The 17,427-nt window shown below is 53.0% G+C and carries 14 protein-coding genes; 12 read left to right on the top strand and 2 right to left on the bottom strand.

Annotation, left to right across the window (positions count from 1 at the left end; all coding sequences use genetic code 11):
* Positions 1-163: 163 nt before the first annotated feature.
* Positions 164-2,599, top strand: a complete 2,436-nt coding sequence (locus QMO62_RS14240; protein ID WP_284641861.1) for a heavy metal translocating P-type ATPase — start codon at positions 164-166, stop codon at positions 2,597-2,599.
* Positions 2,600-2,679: 80 nt separating this feature from the next.
* On the opposite strand, the gene QMO62_RS14235 is transcribed toward QMO62_RS14240, so the two are convergent.
* Entirely contained in the window at positions 2,680-2,916 is a 237-nt protein-coding gene (locus QMO62_RS14235; protein WP_284641859.1) for a DUF6953 family protein, read from the bottom strand.
* A gap of 76 nt (positions 2,917-2,992) precedes the next feature.
* Here QMO62_RS14235 and QMO62_RS14230 point away from each other — a divergent pair, with 76 nt between their 5' ends.
* Positions 2,993-3,961 carry a Gfo/Idh/MocA family protein gene (locus tag QMO62_RS14230; RefSeq protein WP_284641857.1) on the top strand — a complete coding sequence of 323 codons (969 nt, stop codon included), beginning with the start codon at positions 2,993-2,995 and terminating at the stop codon, positions 3,959-3,961.
* Positions 3,962-4,382: 421 nt separating this feature from the next.
* Positions 4,383-4,811 carry an NUDIX domain-containing protein gene (locus QMO62_RS14225; RefSeq protein WP_284641855.1) on the top strand — a complete coding sequence of 143 codons (429 nt, stop codon included), beginning with the start codon at positions 4,383-4,385 and terminating at the stop codon, positions 4,809-4,811.
* A 44-nt stretch (positions 4,812-4,855) separates the two neighbouring features.
* Here QMO62_RS14225 and QMO62_RS14220 read toward each other — a convergent pair whose 3' ends face one another.
* The gene (locus QMO62_RS14220; protein ID WP_284641853.1) at positions 4,856-6,145 is read right to left on the bottom strand and encodes a glycoside hydrolase family 18 protein; all 1,290 of its coding nucleotides are present in this window, start codon (positions 6,143-6,145) and stop codon (positions 4,856-4,858) included.
* 175 nt (positions 6,146-6,320) lie between these two features.
* On the opposite strand from QMO62_RS14220, the gene QMO62_RS14215 reads away from it, so the two are divergent.
* The 9 genes from QMO62_RS14215 to QMO62_RS14175 all read left to right on the top strand — a co-directional run bounded on the left by QMO62_RS14215 (position 6,321) and on the right by QMO62_RS14175 (position 17,271).
* On the top strand, positions 6,321-6,578 hold the full coding sequence (locus QMO62_RS14215; protein ID WP_284641852.1) for a DUF7667 family protein: 258 nt from the start codon (positions 6,321-6,323) through the stop codon (positions 6,576-6,578).
* Between the two features lie 91 nt (positions 6,579-6,669).
* Entirely contained in the window at positions 6,670-7,608 is a 939-nt protein-coding gene (locus tag QMO62_RS14210; RefSeq protein ID WP_284641849.1) for a TRM11 family SAM-dependent methyltransferase, read from the top strand.
* Between the two features lie 173 nt (positions 7,609-7,781).
* Complete coding sequence (locus QMO62_RS14205; RefSeq protein WP_284641847.1) at positions 7,782-8,363, top strand: hypothetical protein; 582 nt, start codon at positions 7,782-7,784, stop codon at positions 8,361-8,363.
* A gap of 53 nt (positions 8,364-8,416) precedes the next feature.
* Positions 8,417-9,184: an NUDIX domain-containing protein gene (locus tag QMO62_RS14200; protein WP_284641845.1), complete on the top strand. Its 768-nt coding sequence runs from the start codon at positions 8,417-8,419 to the stop codon at positions 9,182-9,184.
* Between the two features lie 61 nt (positions 9,185-9,245).
* Positions 9,246-9,911, top strand: a complete 666-nt coding sequence (gene pnuC / locus QMO62_RS14195) for a nicotinamide riboside transporter PnuC (RefSeq protein WP_284644948.1) — start codon at positions 9,246-9,248, stop codon at positions 9,909-9,911.
* Entirely contained in the window at positions 9,911-10,927 is a 1,017-nt protein-coding gene (locus QMO62_RS14190) for an AAA family ATPase (protein ID WP_284641843.1), read from the top strand. Before pnuC ends, QMO62_RS14190 begins: the two co-directional genes overlap by 1 nt.
* A gap of 103 nt (positions 10,928-11,030) precedes the next feature.
* Complete coding sequence (locus tag QMO62_RS14185; RefSeq protein WP_284641841.1) at positions 11,031-11,849, top strand: copper amine oxidase N-terminal domain-containing protein; 819 nt, start codon at positions 11,031-11,033, stop codon at positions 11,847-11,849.
* 74 nt (positions 11,850-11,923) lie between these two features.
* On the top strand, positions 11,924-12,610 hold the full coding sequence (locus QMO62_RS14180; RefSeq protein WP_284641839.1) for a DNA alkylation repair protein: 687 nt from the start codon (positions 11,924-11,926) through the stop codon (positions 12,608-12,610).
* A gap of 107 nt (positions 12,611-12,717) precedes the next feature.
* The gene (locus QMO62_RS14175; protein WP_284641837.1) at positions 12,718-17,271 is read left to right on the top strand and encodes an RCC1 domain-containing protein; all 4,554 of its coding nucleotides are present in this window, start codon (positions 12,718-12,720) and stop codon (positions 17,269-17,271) included.
* The last annotated feature ends 156 nt before the right edge of the window (positions 17,272-17,427 follow it).

The raw sequence follows: 17,427 nt of genomic DNA, 5'->3' as shown, positions 1-17,427 counted from the left end.
GTTACTTTATAACGTTACGAGTATCAGCGTGCTTAGAATTGCTATATGTAAGATGATGAAATAACGATAAGGTTTGAATAAAGAGATAGAGTGAGCAAAAAGGTATTTTTTTTGCAGATTTTTATACCCCCTACGGGTATTGGTTCAAGAGGAGGACGACGAGATGGAAAAACAGCTTACGGCAGAGGCGGAGCAGCAGCAATCGACGCTGCAGATTACGGGAATGACTTGCGCCGCATGTGCCAATCGGATCGAAAAGGGCTTGAATAAGGTGGAGGGCATATCCCAGGCGACGGTGAACTTCGCTTTAGAGCAGGCATCCGTCACATTCGACCCTGCAAGAACGAATCTCGGTCAGGTCGAGCAGAAGATTCAGGCGCTTGGTTACGGTGTGGTTCGCGAGACGGCCGATTTTACCATAACGGGAATGACCTGTGCGGCCTGTGCGACCCGGATCGAGAAGGGCCTGAACAAGCTCGAAGGCGTAAAGGCAACCGTGAATCTGGCGCTGGAAACGGCACATGTTGAGTATAACCCGGCTGTGGTCTCTGTGAGCGATATGATCGCACGCGTGGAGAAAATCGGCTATAAAGCCGCTTTGAAGCAGGATCAGCCGGATACGGGCGACCGCCGTCAGAAAGAAATTCGCCGCCAGAAGCTCAAGCTGCTCGTTTCGGCACTGCTTTCGTTCCCGCTGCTGTGGGCGATGGTGAGCCATTTTTCCTTCACGTCGTTCATCTGGCTTCCGGATTTGTTCATGAACCCCTGGTTTCAGTTCGCTCTAGCCACGCCCGTGCAGTTCATTATCGGCAGACAGTTCTATATAGGCGCCTATAAGGCGCTTCGGAACGGCAGTGCCAACATGGATGTGCTGGTTGCGCTGGGAACGTCGGCCGCATACTTCTACAGCCTGTATCAGACGGTAGAGTTCAGCCGCGGCGGCAGCCACCACATGGTGGAGCTGTACTACGAAACCAGCGCAGTGCTGATTACGCTGATTTTGCTTGGCAAATTGTTCGAGGCTCTCGCGAAGGGACGTTCCTCGGAAGCCATCAAAACGCTGATGGGTCTGCAGGCGAAGACAGCGGTTGTCATTCGGGACGGTCAAGAGCTGATCGTACCGGTGGAGCAGGTGCTGGCCGGTGACGTCGTAGTCGTCAAGCCGGGCGAGAAAATCCCGGTGGACGGCGAGGTGCTTCGCGGCGTATCCACGGTGGATGAATCGATGCTGACGGGAGAAAGCATCCCGGTTGAGAAGCGTGAGGGAGACTCCGTCATCGGTGCTACGATCAACAAGAACGGTGTGCTGCAGGTGAAAGCGACGAAGGTCGGTAAGGAAACGGCCTTGGCACAGATCATTAAGGTTGTGGAGGAAGCCCAGGGCTCGAAGGCTCCGATTCAGCGGGTAGCGGACGTCATTTCCGGCATTTTCGTTCCGATTGTGGTAGGGATCGCATTGGTCACGTTCCTCATCTGGTACTTTATCGTAGAACCGGGAAGTTTCTCAAGCGCACTGGAAAAAGCCATCGCCGTACTGGTCATCGCCTGCCCATGTGCATTGGGCTTAGCGACTCCGACGTCGATTATGGCCGGCTCGGGCCGCTCGGCGGAGCTGGGCGTACTGTTCAAGGGCGGGGAGCATCTGGAGGCTACACACAAGATCGATGCCATGATTCTTGATAAAACAGGTACGGTAACGAAAGGCAAACCGGAGCTGACGGATGTGCTGGTGGAGCCTGATTTCGAGGAAACAGCATTCCTGCGTTTGGTAGGCTCAGCCGAGAAAAATTCCGAGCACCCGCTGGCGGAAGCCATCGTTGCCGGTATTAAGGAGCAAGGCGTGGAGCTGCCGGATTCGGAGCAGTTCGAGGCGATTCCCGGCTACGGTATCCGCGCTGAAGTGGAAGGCCGGGAGCTGCTGGTCGGCACCCGCAAGCTGATGGCCCGTTACGAGGTGGCCTTGCCTGAAGGCGCGGCGCAGCGGATGAGCGGGCTGGAGGAGTCGGGGAAGACGGCTATGCTCGTGGCTGTGGATGGGCGCTATGCCGGTATGGTAGCCGTGGCCGATACGATCAAGGAGACGTCCAAGGAAGCGGTAGCCCGATTGAAGCAGCTTGGCATCGAGGTCATCATGATTACCGGGGATAATGAGCGTACGGCCAAGGCAATCGCTGCCGAGGTCGGTATCGACCGGGTGATGGCCGAGGTTTTGCCGGAAGGCAAAGCGGCGGAAGTCAAGAAGCTGCAGAATGCGGGCAGGAAGGTAGCGATGGTCGGCGACGGGATCAACGATGCTCCTGCGCTGGCTACGGCGGATATCGGGATGGCCATCGGAACGGGGACCGACGTGGCGATGGAGGCGGCCGACGTGACACTGATGCGCGGCGATCTGAACAGCATCCCGGATGCGATCTTCATGAGCCGCAGAACGATGGTGAACATTAAGCAGAACCTGTTCTGGGCGCTGGCCTACAATGTCATCGGCATTCCGATTGCCGCGCTCGGGTTCTTGGCCCCATGGCTTGCCGGAGCGGCGATGGCGCTCAGCTCGGTCTCGGTCGTATTGAACGCGCTGCGACTGCAGCGGGTGAAGCTGTAAAGCAAAGAGCCGTCATGGAAGTGCGTTTGCTTCCGTGGCGGCTCTTCGAGTTTGCTAGGGTGGCTGTAGGGCTGCGGGATTTACGTCCAGCCCCAGAAGAAGCCGTCGCGATCCCAGGCGGCCTTGCCGCCGTGCAGCTTCTTGAATCTTTTTTTTACCTCTTTATCGATGGATACGTTCCCGTTCTCCCCTGTGTAGATGAATTGCTCCCCGTAATGCCGGCGTATGTACTCCACGGCTTCCGTCTGGTGGAGAATCCCTGCGAACCTCAACTGCTTCAGCATCCACTGGGCTACATCCTCTGCTGTTGCTTCCACTTGCCGCACGCTCCCTTTTCTCTTTGCATGAAAATAGTATAAACTAAGATGGAAAGAAAATGAAAGGACGTGCACCATGACTAGTCAGACCATCAAGTGGGGCGTGCTCGGGTATGCCCGAATCGCCAAAAACTCGCTGATTCCAGCGATTCAGGAAGCTCCGAATTCGGAGCTGTATGCAGTGGCTTCGCGGGACCCGGAGAAGCTGAAGGAATGCCGGGAGCTGTTTGCTTGTCCGAAGCTGTACGAAGACTACGATGCTATGCTGGAAGATCCCGAGCTGCAAGCCGTATACATTCCGCTGCCGAATTCAATGCACAAGGAATGGGCCATCAAGGCGATGCGGAAGGGAAAGCATGTGCTTTGCGAGAAGCCGATTGCTTTGAATGCTGCGGAATGCCGTGAAATGATCGAGGCGGCCGAGCAGTCGGGCGTGCTGCTTATGGAAGCGTTCATGTACCGTTTTACCGAGCTGGCCCTAAGGGTTAAGGAAATCATCGGCAGCGGGGAGCTTGGCGAGCTCAAATACATTCACTCGTCCTTCCGGTTTCTGCTGGACCGTCCGAATACGATCAAGATCCGCCCCGAGCTCGGCGGCGGCTCGCTATATGATGTGGGCTGTTATCCGGTCAGCTTCGTGAACATGATTACCGGACGGGCGCCGGTCTCCTGTGTCTCGCAAAGCGTCCTGGAGGGAGGGGTCGATGTGATCTTCTCGGCGCTTATGAAGTACGAGGATGGCTTGATTGCCGCGGTCAACAGCGGCTTCAACGCTCAGAAGGACACCCGCACGGAGATCGTCGGCACCAAAGGCAAGCTGGAGATCCCGGATACGTTCTCGGGTATGGACGGTGCTATCACGGTCATTACAGACACCGGGGCGCGGGAGGTACCGGTACGAGATACCGGGCGTTATACTCTCGAGGTGACGGATTTTGCCGAGGCAATCCTGCAAAAACGCCCTCCCGGCATGAGTCTGGAGGACAGCTTGTTGAACATGCAGGTGCTGGACATGCTGTTCGCTTCTATGAATGCCGCTAGGTAGCTAATAATCGCACATTTGCGATTGTAGACCCCGATACGCGCCTATTGCGCGTCGATAGTTGCAAATGTGCCATTGGGGGGGCCGTCGGGCAAGCTGGAGTCGGTGCAGCAACGTTTTAATAGCAAATATGCTATTGGAGGTCCCGATGCGTGCCTTGAGCGCACCAATAGCTGCAAAAGTGCAATTAGGAGGTCCGTCGGACCGGCTGGAGTCCGTGTTTCAGGGCTTTTATCGCACATTTGCGATTTGAGGTCCCGGTATGTGCCTCATGCGTTCCCAGCAGCAACATGCCAAATCCTACTTACCCAAGCTTCTGCCGTCAAGCGGAGCCGCTTGGGTTCTTTTATGGCGTTGATCATTGACGGGATAAAGGATTAAGCGGGTAAACGATAGTAGAACAAGGTAAGGAGGATAACGAACGATGCCATATGATATTCCCCGAATCGGCGTGGGCGCTGTCATTGTGAATGAACGGCAGGAGGTGCTGCTCGTCCTGAGAAACCGTCAGCCGGAGAAGGGGACCTGGAGCATTCCCGGCGGGAAAGTGGATTTGTATGAACGGCTGGAGGATACGGTGAAGCGGGAAATCCTCGAGGAGGTCGATCTGGAGATCGAAGTCGTAAGACTGCTCTGCATGGCGGAGACGATTCGCCCGGAGTCGGAGGAGCACTGGGTCTCTGCCCTATATGAAGCCAAGGTGCTGTCCGGCACGGCCCGGAATATGGAGGAGGGCGGGGCGATCGGCGAGGTCCGCTGGTTTCCGCTGTCCGCCCTGCCGGCCGAGCTTGCCTGCTTTACGATCCCCGGAATCGAAGCTTTTCGCAGGCTGAATGGGCCGTCCCGTAGTTAGTAGCCGCCACGGCGCGGGACGAGCCCTTAATTAGTATCAGCCGATCAGCCGCGCTTCACCACATCGAAATTATCCTCAATCAGCAGCCAATTTTGCAGAAAAGGCAGCCCCAGCTTCCAATAGCTGACCCCGCGCAGGCCGAGCTCCTTCACGAGATCGAACTTGGCCTGGATCGACCGGGCATCCTCGAACCAAACCTTATGCTGTCGGCCGCGGTCATCCCAATAGTCAAAATGCGGAGCCTGCGCCTCATAGTCATACTCAATGGCGGCCTGCTCCCGGCGCGCCAAGGCGATGGCCGCCTGCGGACTCAAGGCCCGTGCATACCGGCCGCCGGGGACGAAGGGGAGCGTCCAGTCGTAGCCGTACAGATTTTGCCCCATCATGATTTTATTCCCAGGCATTTCGGTGAGCGCATACTCCAGTACCCGTCGCACAGGACCGATCGGGGAAACCGGCATGGGCGGACCGCCGCTGTAGCCCCACTCGTAGGTCATGATCACCACGAAGTCGGCGATTTCCCCGTGGGCGCGGTAATCGTGAGCCGTATACCACTCACCCGTCTGGGTGGCGCTGGTCTTGGGCGCGAGAGCGGTGGACATCAGATAGCCCTGCCGATGAAGCCGGTCCGCAGCTTTGCGCAGGAACCGATTGTAGTCCTCGCGGTCTGACGGATGCAGGTGCTCAATGTCAAAATGAATGTCCCGGAAGCCGTATTGCTCCGCCGTGCTGATAATGTTGTCGAGCAGCGTATTCTGCAGCGACTCGCTGTTCAAGATCAGCCCTCCGAGCTCGGCGCTGAACTGGTCTTTCTCCAGGTTCGTGACCACCAGCATGAGCGTCACGGCATCTTCGCGCGCGATAGTGGGCAGGTTGCCGAGAGGGGGCGCCGCGAGCGAGCCGTCACGCTGAATGCGGAAGCTGAACGGGGCCAGATAGGTCAGCTGGGGGGCCGCTTCTCTGGACGCTCTCTGAAGCTCTTCCGATACCTCATTCCCCCGCGGTTCGACGTAGGCATTGATCTCTGCGCGTCGCTTCGGCCTAGGGGGAATATAGAGCCGTGTGCCGACGCGCAGCGGGCCTCCGACAGGGATACGGTTTACCGAGGCTAGCTGGGCGGCCGTTAACCCGAACCTTTGCGCAACAGAGAACAAGCTGTCTCCGGACCGCACCCAATAATAAGAGCCCACGATCGGAATCACCAGCGTCTGGCCGACGACCAGCGAGTCGGACGCCGAGATTTGATTGGCCTCCGTAATGCTTTCTACCGATATGCCATAGGCCTGTGACAGCCCGTACAGTGTATTTCCCCGCTGCACCACATGAATCTGCATGTCTTTCATCTCCTCCCGTATTCCACCCATCTCTACATCGTATGTAGCGGGAAAGCGACCTTATGCCAATTGTTCCCATAGGCTTGCCCCGGGGGACTTGGAATCAACGTCTAAAGCAAGGTGAAATCGTCAACAATGGAAAGGTAAGCAATCGATTCCGGGGAGAGTGGATAGTGTGCTGCCTTATCATTGGAAATTGGCCGAGCTTTGGACGTTGAGCCACGCCAGAGAGCTGACGGCCGAGGAACAAAATGAGCTGACGATGTGCCTGCAGGCGAATGCGAATTTCGCCAGAAAGCTCGCGCAGTTGTACAATTGCGCCTATGCCGCGTCCTTAGTGGATGACAAGGCTTGGCAAGAGGAGATTGCACGGAGAATAGAGAAAATTGAGCACGAATTTCCGATCCAGCTGCCGGACTTGAAATCCAAGTAACCTTGCAGCGGCATCCCGGTTCATACCTTAGAACAAGAGTAAGCCGTCTATGATATGATATAGGGAGCTTATTAAGGATGGAGCGGAATGCATGTCTTATTTATACACATTTGCCTGCCATGAGGATGAAGAAGAGCTGTGCCGGTTGGAGCTGAAGTCGCTGCTCGGGCAGGAGCCGCCGGTTGCCTCGGAAGGCCGCTATATATGGAGCGCACGCTGCCTGGACCCGAGCCGCAGCCCCTTTGTTAAGGTGCGGATGCACGCCCGGCTGGAAGCGGCAAGTTTGGCGGAGCTCTGTGAGCAGGCGCAAGGACTGGAGCTGGAGGGAAGCACCTTCAAGGTCGTCTTCCTGGAAACGGACAAGCCCTACCCGGATTATCAGGAGCAGCGGTCCATAGAGCGCAAGCTCGGTGCTCATATCCGGGGGAAGGCGGAGATGCGCACGCCGGAACGGGTCTATAGCGTCGCTTGCATAAAGGGGCGCTGGCTGCTCGGAGAGAGCGAGAGCCAGAAGGCGGTTTGGCTCCGGCATGTCGACAAGCCGCAGCAGTATTCCACGGCGCTGAGCACCCGGGTGGCTCGGGCGGTTGTCAACATTGCCGTGCCGGAGCCCCGCGGAGTGAGGACGATCGACCCCTGCTGCGGCATCGGTACCGTCCTCATCGAGGCCTTGTCGATGGGGATAGAAATGGTTGGATATGATATCAATCCCCTGGCAATAAGGGGAGCGCGGGTTAATCTGGAATATTTCGGCTTCCCGAATGTCGTGAAGCTGGCTGATATGACATCCTTAGGCCCGGAGACTTATGATGCGGCCGTTCTGGATATGCCGTACAACCTATGCTCAAAGCTGCCGACGGAGGAGCAGAAGAAAATGCTCGGCAGCGTCAGGAAGCTGGCGCCCCGTGTTGTCATTCTCACGATCGAGGAGATCGACGAGGCGTTATCCGCAAGCGGGCTTCGGATCCTGGAACGCTGCAGCATCCGCAAAGGAAGCTTCAGCAGGCAGCTCCTGGTCTGCCAAAGTTAATCATATACCACCGGCTTTCTTTAAGCTTCGCCTACTCGGGTGAGGCTTATTAAGCTATTACTTAAAATTTTTTTAATGAACGAAGACACAGGAAAATTATGTATTTAGTAGAACTATATACTTAGCATCGGACGTTGTATTAATATGACGAATCATGAAAGGAGGGGTTTCTAATGGCGCTCCTACAAACCAATACATTCCGGAACGGAGAGCAGGAGATTATCGATTTCTCCTACGAACGACCTATCGGGGTCAGTATTTTGGCCGTGCTGCTTTTTGTTACCGGGGCGGTTACCTTGATCATTGAACTGACGCAAGCCCGGGCGATAGCCGCTCTCTCGGGGTTGATGGGGATGGAAGCGATGCTGCTGATGATCGCGCTATATTTACAGTCGGCCGTAGGGCTGGCTGCAGGGGCAGGCATGTGGCTCGGTAAGCAGTGGGGCTGGTATTTGGCAGTGTTTTATATGGCCTATGGCATCCTTAAGAACGGCAATGCCATCTGGCCTGTTTCCCAATTCTTCGCTGCCTTGGACTCGGTACACAAGAATATGCCGGTGTTCTACATAAAGCATGGGGCAGGAATGATTGGAGAACTGGCGGTCCTGCTCTACTTGATGAGAGCCAATCCATTAATTTACTTCTGCTTGCCCGACACGACAGGATTTCGGATGAAGTCGGCTGCCGTTGTCTTCGGCATCGGGATGGTAATTTTCGTTGTGTTCACTTGGTTCCATATAACTATTGACTCCTGATAACGAATATATCAAAATGAAAATATCATAACGAAACATGGTGATGCAGCTTGATGAACGAACAAGACGGTCAGTACAACTCAAGCAAATACCGGACTCCGGACGGAGCACCCGCGGACATCGTGATATTTACCATTACATCGGAGGCGCAGCCCAGAATGACGAAGGCGCTGCCTAAGCGGGAGCTGAAGGTGCTGCTGATACGGCGGAAGGTGTGGCCGTTTGAGGGGATGTGGGCGCTTCCCGGCGGCTTCTCCAGGGAGACGGAGTCAATGGAGCAGACGGCGAGGCGCGAGCTTCAGGAGGAAACGGGGGTAGCCGATGTGCACATCGATTACCTAGGGGTTTACAGCAAGCCTGGACGCGATCCGCGCGGGTGGATCCTCTCGCACGCGTATGTGGCGCTCGTACAGGAGAGACTGCTTGCAGGGCGGCGTGCCGCCGACGATGCGGCGGAGGTAGGGCTTTTTCCGGTAGAGGATGCCCTGAATCGGCTGCAGTTGGCTTTCGATCACAAAGAGATCGTAGCGGATGCATTGGAGAGAATTCGGGAGCAGATGCTGATCACAACGATCGCGAAGGAATTTCTACCGGAGGAATTCACCCTGAGCGAGCTGTATCAGGTGATCACAACCGTAGTGCCGAATTTTCAAGAGGCCAATTTTATCCGCAAAATGAAATCGACCCAAAGCCGCAGCGGACTGCTGGAGGAAGCAACCGACAGGGATGGCAGGCCGAAGAAGTCCAATGAATTTTCCCAACGGGCAGCCCAGCTGTATCGGTTTGCGGGGGAGACGCCGAAGCTGTCTCTGTACAGCTAGGCTTATTTTTTTAAAGTTCAATATTGTCGTTATGAGAATATCATTAGGAGGATGATGAGTGATGAGGCCTTGGGATCGCTTGGACCATCCTGTTGTGATGGCAGCCTTGATGGGGTGCATGCTGCTTGTAGCGTACTTTACTTCCTCGACACCGGTGGAGATCGCGGCTACGACAACCGGGTTGCTCAGTGTATGGCTAACGGCACGGGAGAATCTATGGTGCTGGCCGATCGGTTTGGTCAATGTAGCCTGCTTTTTCTATATGTTCTACGATGTGAAGCTGTACGCCGATATGACATTGCAGGTATTCTTCTTTGTCTTAAGTCTGTATGGCTGGTATGTGTGGGTAACGAATCGGGGAAGCGCGAAGGTGCGTCCATCCGCGAGGTTACAGAGAAGAGAAGGGCTGGTTCTCTTCTTGGTGCTCATCCTCGCTGCCGTCGGCTGGGGCTACCTGCTGGCACGTTATACGGATGCTTCGATCCCATACGCCGATGCCTTAATCGCAACGCTGAGCGTCATCGCCCAATATTTGCTGTCGCGCCGGGTAGTGGAGAGCTGGTACGTATGGATTGTTGTCGATGTGTTGTCAATCGGCATGTATGCCTATAAGGAGCTTTATATGCTGGCGTTCTTGTATGTCATATTTCTGGGGATTGCGACGGCGGGGCTGTTCAGCTGGAAGCATGGGTATCGTATGCAGCAAAGCGGGGAGGTCAGAGGCTAATGGAACCGATTGTTCGGAAAAAGGTGGGACTCACGCTGGGCAAATTTGCTCCGCTTCACCGCGGACATCAATATTTGATCGAGACGGCACTGAAGGAAACGGATGAGGTTATCGTGGTTATTTACGATAGCCCGGAAGTGACCGCGATCCCTCTCCCTGTAAGATCAGGGTGGATTCGGGAGCGGTACCCGGAGGTGACGGTGCTGGAGGCATGGGACGGACCGGCTGAGGTTGGGTATACCCTGGAGATCAAACGCAGGCACGAGGAGTATATTTTGGGTTTGTTGAAGGGACGTCGGGTGACCCATTTTTATTCCAGTGAGCCGTACGGAGAGCACATGAGCGCTGCACTGGGGGCTGTGAACCGGCAAGTGGATCCGAAGCGTTTGCAGTATGCCGTGTCCGGTACGGCCGTCCGGGGCGGAGCCTATGCGTATCGTCATCTCGTCGAGCCCCTCGTTTACCGGGATCTTATTACCAGAGTGGTTCTGCTCGGAGCTCCCTCTACAGGCAAAACCACACTGGCCGCCAAACTTGCCGAAGTGTATCGTTCGACCTGGATGCCGGAATACGGCCGGGAATATTGGGAGCGGCATCAGGTGGAACGGCGGCTTACACCGCAACAGCTGGTGGAGATTGCCGAAGGCCATCTGGAGCGTGAGGACCGGCTCGCGGAGCAAGCGCAGGATGTGTTGTTCGTGGATACCAATGCACTGACCACGTGTCTGTTCGCGCGATATTATCATGGCGAGGCGGACCCTCGCCTGGAGCTGCTTGCCGACCGGGCCGCGTCGCGGTATGATCTGGTCTTTGTCTGCTCCGACGATATTCCGTATGACGACACCTGGGATCGTTCGGGTGAGGTGCATCGCCATGTGTTTCAGAGGCAGCTGCTGGCCGAGCTGGCCATGCGCCGAATCCCTTACCGGCTGCTGTTCGGAGGCCTTGAGGAGCGAGTGGACCAGGTGCGGCTAGTGCTTCGGAAGTTTGAAAAATACCGAAATCCGTTGGAATAATTTTCTGCCGGTGAACCTGCAACCCTCTTAAACACGAAACTGTCCAAGAATGATATAGTATAAATCGGGCCTAGACGCTCTGACACCAAGGAGGAATTATCTTATGAAAAAATCTATGGTAACCATTATGTCCGCCGTCCTATCATTCTCTCTCGTCGCGGGTTCGGCACTGGCTGCGCCAAAGGAAGATAAGGGCGGGCACGGCAACGCTCCGGAGAACAAGCCTGCAGTAACCGAAACGAAGAAAGAAACCGATGTGAAAGTAAAAACGGAAGGCTCCGCCACGGTAACCTCCGTTACTTACGATACATACGGCAATGGCTACAAAGGGCTGGAGCGCGCTTACCAGAATGTGAAGGATAAGCCAGCCGGCGCCGTGATCGCCGATCTGCTGAGCAGCAAATACGGTATTGATGTAACGGCTTCCGCTGCATTGTCCGAAAAGGCTGACGAGCTGGAAGCAACCGGCGAAGTTGAGGTGGCGGCTGATGTGCAGAAGGAAGCGATCAAGCTGGATCCGGCGAACCTGGAGCTGTACAAGAAGCTGGGCAAGTTCCTCGACAAGCTGGGCAAGAAAGGCGTGAAAGCCTTCGTGAACGGGGAAGAGCCGAATTTCGAGGTAGCCCCATTCATTAAAGACGGCAGCACACTGGTTCCTTTCCGTGCCATCGCGGAATCTCTTAAAGCGGAAGTAAGCTGGGATGAGGAAACCCGCACGGTTACCGTTGTGAAGAACGGCATTACCGTAAAGCTGGAGATCGGCAACACAACAGCAACTGTTGACGGTAAAGAAGTAACGCTGGAAGTGCCGGGCGAAATTTACGACGGCAGCACGATGGTACCTGTTCGTTTTATCAGCGAGTCGCTGAAGGCAAAAGTGGATTGGGAAGCTGAGTCCCAATCGGTTGTAGTAACAGAATAAGTAATGAGCGAAAGAGCAGTCGACATGGCTGCTCTTTTTGTGTTTTTATGGTAGGTATAAGGAGGCTGTTGCGAATGCGTCAATATACGGAACTGTTGGTGGAACGGATGCGAGCCTGCGCCATCGCGGAAAAAGCAGGGCCGATGGAAGCTTATATGAAGCATCAGTTCCCGTTCTTGGGAATCAAGACACCGGAAAGAAGGGTATTGGTGCGCGAGTTTGTGAAGGAGTACGGCATTCCGAAGGGGGGAGAGCTGCTTGGTGTGGCGGAGGAGCTGTGGACACTGCCGGAGCGGGAATTTCAGTATGTCGCGCAGGGACTGCTGGAAAAGCACGTGAAGAAGGCGGAACGTGGGCATCTTGACTATTTGGAAAAGCTGATCGTCACCAAGTCCTGGTGGGATACGGTTGATTTGCTTGCCTCGAAGCTGGTCGGCGGGCATCTGCTGCGCTTTTCCGAGCTGATTCCTGCCTATACGGAGCGCTGGATCGGCTCGGACAACCTATGGCTTCGGCGTACGGCCTTGCTGTTTCAGCTCGGCTACAAGGAGAAGACCGACGAGGAGCTGCTTTTCCGGTTGATTCGCCGCTGTGCTCATGAGCAGGAGTTTTTTATTCGCAAGGGCATCGGCTGGGCGCTCCGCGAATATGCGAAGACGTCGCCGGAGGCGGTACAGCGCTTCGTGGCGGAGACACCGCTGTCCCCGCTGAGCGTCAGGGAGGCGCTGAAGCATGTGGGTGAAGGGGAAAGATGTGAATAATTTAACCTTTTGAAATGAAAAAAGAACTAGGAATGCTTCCAAAAGCTAGATATAATTAACTATAAGTATCGACAAAATCTTCAGATGTCCGGGAGTTGATCTGGTTAATGAATTTTCAAGCAAGTAGCATAAAAGGATGGGTTCACGCTTGGTTGGCCTTCCTTTTGGTTGTTTCCACGTTGTTTCCCTTCTCGGGTCATGCTTCGGCACAGATACAGCCTCCACCGGGATATGAGAAGATAACCGGCAGCAGCTCGCATACGGTTGCTCTAGCAAAGGACGGAACGGTATGGGCTTGGGGGAAGAACGACCTGTATCAGCTGGGTGACGGAACGAATGCAGGGTCAGCCTATACTCAATCTTCCTATACTACCTCCCATTCCCTTATCATGAAGCAGGTTGCTGGACTTAGTAACGTTGTGGATGTCAAGGCAGGGGGAAGCTATACGCTGGCCCTTACCGGCACGGGAGAAGTTTACATATGGGGAACGCTTGCTAGCTATGGTGGACTTCAAAGCACAACCCCAACAAAAGTGCCTGGTCTTCCAACAATTACGGCGATAGCCGCTTCGCAATCGACAGCTTATGCCATAGGCAGTGATAAAAAACTGTACGCATGGGGAAATGGTCCATTTGGTGAGCTTGGTTATGGCTCTGTGTCGGAGAGCGCCACTCCCATTATTGTGAAAGACCAGACGGATTCCGAGCTGACGGATATCATTCAGGTCGCAGCTGGCAGCAACCACGCTCTTGCCTTGAGATCAGACGGAAAGGTTTTCGCGTGGGGGGCCAATTATAGTGGACAGCTCGGCGATGGAACAACCAATTCAGCTAACCTTGCCGCGGAAGTGTTCAATGGAATGACTTGGATTTCGGCAGATTCCACTTCTCCAAGGTCGTTTGCCTATGGTGGCGGCAAGCTATATGGATGGGGATCTAATGGTAATGGGGAGCTAGGTCTCGGGAATACGGACAATAGGAACGTTCCGACCGAAATTCCTCTTCCAGCAGGGAAGACACCTGTAAGTGTATCCTCCGGGATATCGCACACAATCATGATGATGTCTGACGGCACGACCTATGGTGCCGGCAGCAATTACAACAAGCAGATAACCGACGATTTATGGACTCGTCAATATTTATCTTTTATACAAGTAGCGTCGGAAGTAACAGGAATCAAGTCCATTCAAGCTGCGAGCAGCAGAAACTTTGTCGTTACAACAAGCGGAGCGGCGTGGGGATGGGGAGCTAATGCGGAGGGGTATTATCCGACATACTGGTTCGGTTTTATCAACCCCAATTTATACGAATACATGGATTTAGGATCACCCGCTCAGCTTATTCCGTTACAAGCCTATCCGGACGCTGATTTACAACCTAAAGCTGTAATGAATCCCGGTGTGCAATTGTATAATGACAATGAAATGTTATTTCAATATACGATACCTCCGCTTTCCAAAATAGACAAAGTACTTATTCGTGTATACAAAATGGACGGCACTCCCGTTCCGTTGGTTGGTGTCGAAGGGAATCCTATAGATTATTTCAAAGGATATGGTTTTAGTGGATCGGAATTTCAAACACTTCATTCCGATATGGGCTTCGATCCGGGGCAGTTCTATAAAGTGACCTTTCAGACCATGGCAGGCGACGTGGAAGGACCGGTAGTAAATGTTGATAACGGGGGGGCCGGCTACTATATTACTCCTGGAAACAGCTCGATATCATTGCAGGTAAACCAATGGAACTCCGGAGCCATACTCCCTGCTTCAAGCGGGATAACGGTAAAGGCATCCAGACAAGGTTCCCGATATCGAACAACCGGAGAGACCGATGAGAATGGAAGGGTAACCTTCTCAAACATGTACCCTGGCCAGTATCAAATCAGAGTGTATGATGACCTTGAAGAATTTGTTTATTATGAGGACTATGTGTATATAGAAGGCAGTACAACGTATAGCGCTACCTTAATCCCGTTTGGCCAGCCTTATCAGCTGGAGTTTGTAGATGGGGATCCGGCGAAAGGAAAAATCGGCGGGACGATGTACTGGATGAAATCGGACTATTATGCCGAACAGCATTTCAAAGCTTATTTCGAGAAGTCGGACGGAACAACGGCGGGCAGCTTAGGCGAAGTTATTGCCGGGCAGCTTACCAGCAATTATTATCTTGGAATTCCGCAAGGGACCGCAATACCGGCTGACGCCGTCGGAATTCGCCTATATTTAGTTAACGGCGGGGAGACTCGCACAGCGGCCTACACTCCACTTCTGGATAATACCGAATTCAAGCCAAATCATTTTGGAATGGCTGATATGAATCCTCTTGAGGGGGTAGTGCGGCCCAAGTTCACATGGAACGCATCTCAGGATGAATCCACGTTCGACAATTATGTGATTGTTTTTAAGAACAGCTCCTACAAACCATATGTGCTTGCTCGTGTTCCTAAGAGCGGAGCAGCCACTTATGAGGTAACCCTTTCGAAAGAGTGGAACGAACCGCCGGATGACTTGTTTCATCTTACTGTAGAGAAAGACGGGTATATCTCCCGCGAGTATATGCCTGCCATGTACTGGGATCAAGTCCCAGCCGATGCACCGCTACCTTACTCAATTGGAGAGGTAACATCGCCTTCCAATTTAAGTTTTACTGACCTGGATCCGGACTCCGATCAAATTGGGGGCGAGCTAACATGGAATGCACCTTCTTCAGAAAATAGATACGCCGTCTATTTTTTGAACGAAAGCGGCTCACCCGTTCAGTCCATAGGTATTGTGGATCCTTATGGGGCGAGCTATTACTCAAGCCTTATGAGAGTAATGATTCCAATGAATACGCAGGTGCCGGCAGGAGCCAAAAAAATTGGTATTTATACACTGAATGACTGGTCGGAAGAACGAAGCTTGCCAGGAACCGTGCTTTTATCAGGATTACCAAGTAATCCGGTCTTTCCTAATAAAACAGCTTCCGTAACACAGGTAACGTATCATAGTGCTGAGGTCCATTGGATGGCGGCAACGGATGAGAATGGGATTGCTGCTTACAAGATTATTTTGAAGAATCCGTATCTTGGTACTGTGCTGCGTACGGAGACAGGATCAGGCGAAACCCTACATTATCAGTTAGAAGGATTGCTGCCTGACACGGCTTATGGCATAGAGATTAAGGCTATGGATACACTCGGCAACGAGAGCTTGGATAATCCGGTGGTCAATTTCATAACGGCACCTCTTCCCCACGAAAGTGGAATTATTGGGTTAACGGTAAGTTCCGGGGCTTCTTTGATCGGGCCTACGGTAAACAACAATGTATATAGCTATACGATCGAACGGACACCGGGAACGGTACCTATTTTATCCGGACAAATATACGGAGCGAGCCAAGTATCCGTAACGGCTGATACTTATTCTCTTATGCCAGACGGGAGTTTTACCGTGAGTGTCGCTACCGCCAATAGCTTCACGATTTCTGTAGTGAATACTTACGGGAGTATAAAGACATATGAATTTGGGGTTAGTGATCCCGGAGCTTCCAGTGCGATCTTGAGTTTTCTGAAGCTGGACGATGAAGATGTTACTAACCAAGTGCTGACCTACGGATATTCGAAGCGGATTGTTCCGTTTACCCAAACCAGCATCACTCTGACGGCAGCTACGACTGCTTCAGGAGCGCAGATAAAAGTGAACGGCAATTCGTACAATGGACAGCCGCTCTCCATATCATTACCTAATACAGGATTGTTCCCAAACACAGTGGAGATTCAAGTTATTTCTGCTACTGGATCAGTTCGGATATACTACGCTTTGATTAATCGGGAGCCGGCAGATCCCGGATTCCTTGAACTTTTTGCAACGGACATGCAGACGAAGATCACTAGGATAGAGCCTGTCAACTACTCAGCCTTAGTGGCAAATGAAACTTCTACGGTGAAGCTTGCCTTTAATCATTCCCCTTCTGCTCATTTGGTTGTACGCGGGGGCGTTGTAAATGGCGGGTACTTGGAGCCGGCAGGAACACTTCAAAGCGGCTCGAATATCATGGAAGTTGATGTAATTCAAGGGAACGCAGTCGTCAAAACGTATTCCATTGATATATTCCGGTCTGTGCCGCTAAATACTACGGTAGGAATAAGTCCTAGTACCAAGGTGGTCGGTATGGGAAGCGGCATTAGTATGAATTTGGGCGGTGCGAGTATAGCTGCCAATGCAAGTATCAAGACACAAGAAATTACAACACCTGACTTGTCCAATATGGATCCTCTGAAGTTTAAGCAGGCAGGCAAGGTCATCGACTTCACCTTGTCTGGAGTAACGATCGATCCCAATCATCCTGTAGAGCTGACCATGCCATTTAGCGGAGACGCGAGAAAAGCTGCGATTTATTATTACAATTCGGAGACTCGCAAATGGGAATATCAGCAATCAAGAATAAAGGATTACACTCGCGGTACTATCACCATCCATGCAACACATTTCTCGCAGTATGGGGTATTTGAGGCCGATGAAGTACTGGTAAATGAACGACACACGATTAGTGATGTAAACTATCACATTAGAAACCGAGTGGATGTTACAGAAGATGGAGTCTTTGACAGAGCCGATGTATTGTTTCAACTAAGACATATTGGGTCGGTTCGAGTTTTGGAGCCGTTGTTACAGTAGGCTGGTATAAAAGCGCGCTTGCAGGAGTTGCTGCAAGTGCGTTTTTTCTTAGAGGCAAGAAGATACTTCTACAGGATGTGCTGCAAAAAATGCTTTTCTTATTTCCTGTGAAAAGCCGTTTTGATACAATAGGAAAATATGTACAGGATTACTGAA

Source organism: Paenibacillus silviterrae (assembly GCF_030167925.1).
Classification (GTDB): Bacteria; Bacillota; Bacilli; order Paenibacillales; family NBRC-103111; genus Paenibacillus_G; species Paenibacillus_G silviterrae.
The sequence above is the reverse complement of the archived record's forward strand: the minus strand, read 5'-3'. Positions and strand labels throughout refer to the sequence as shown.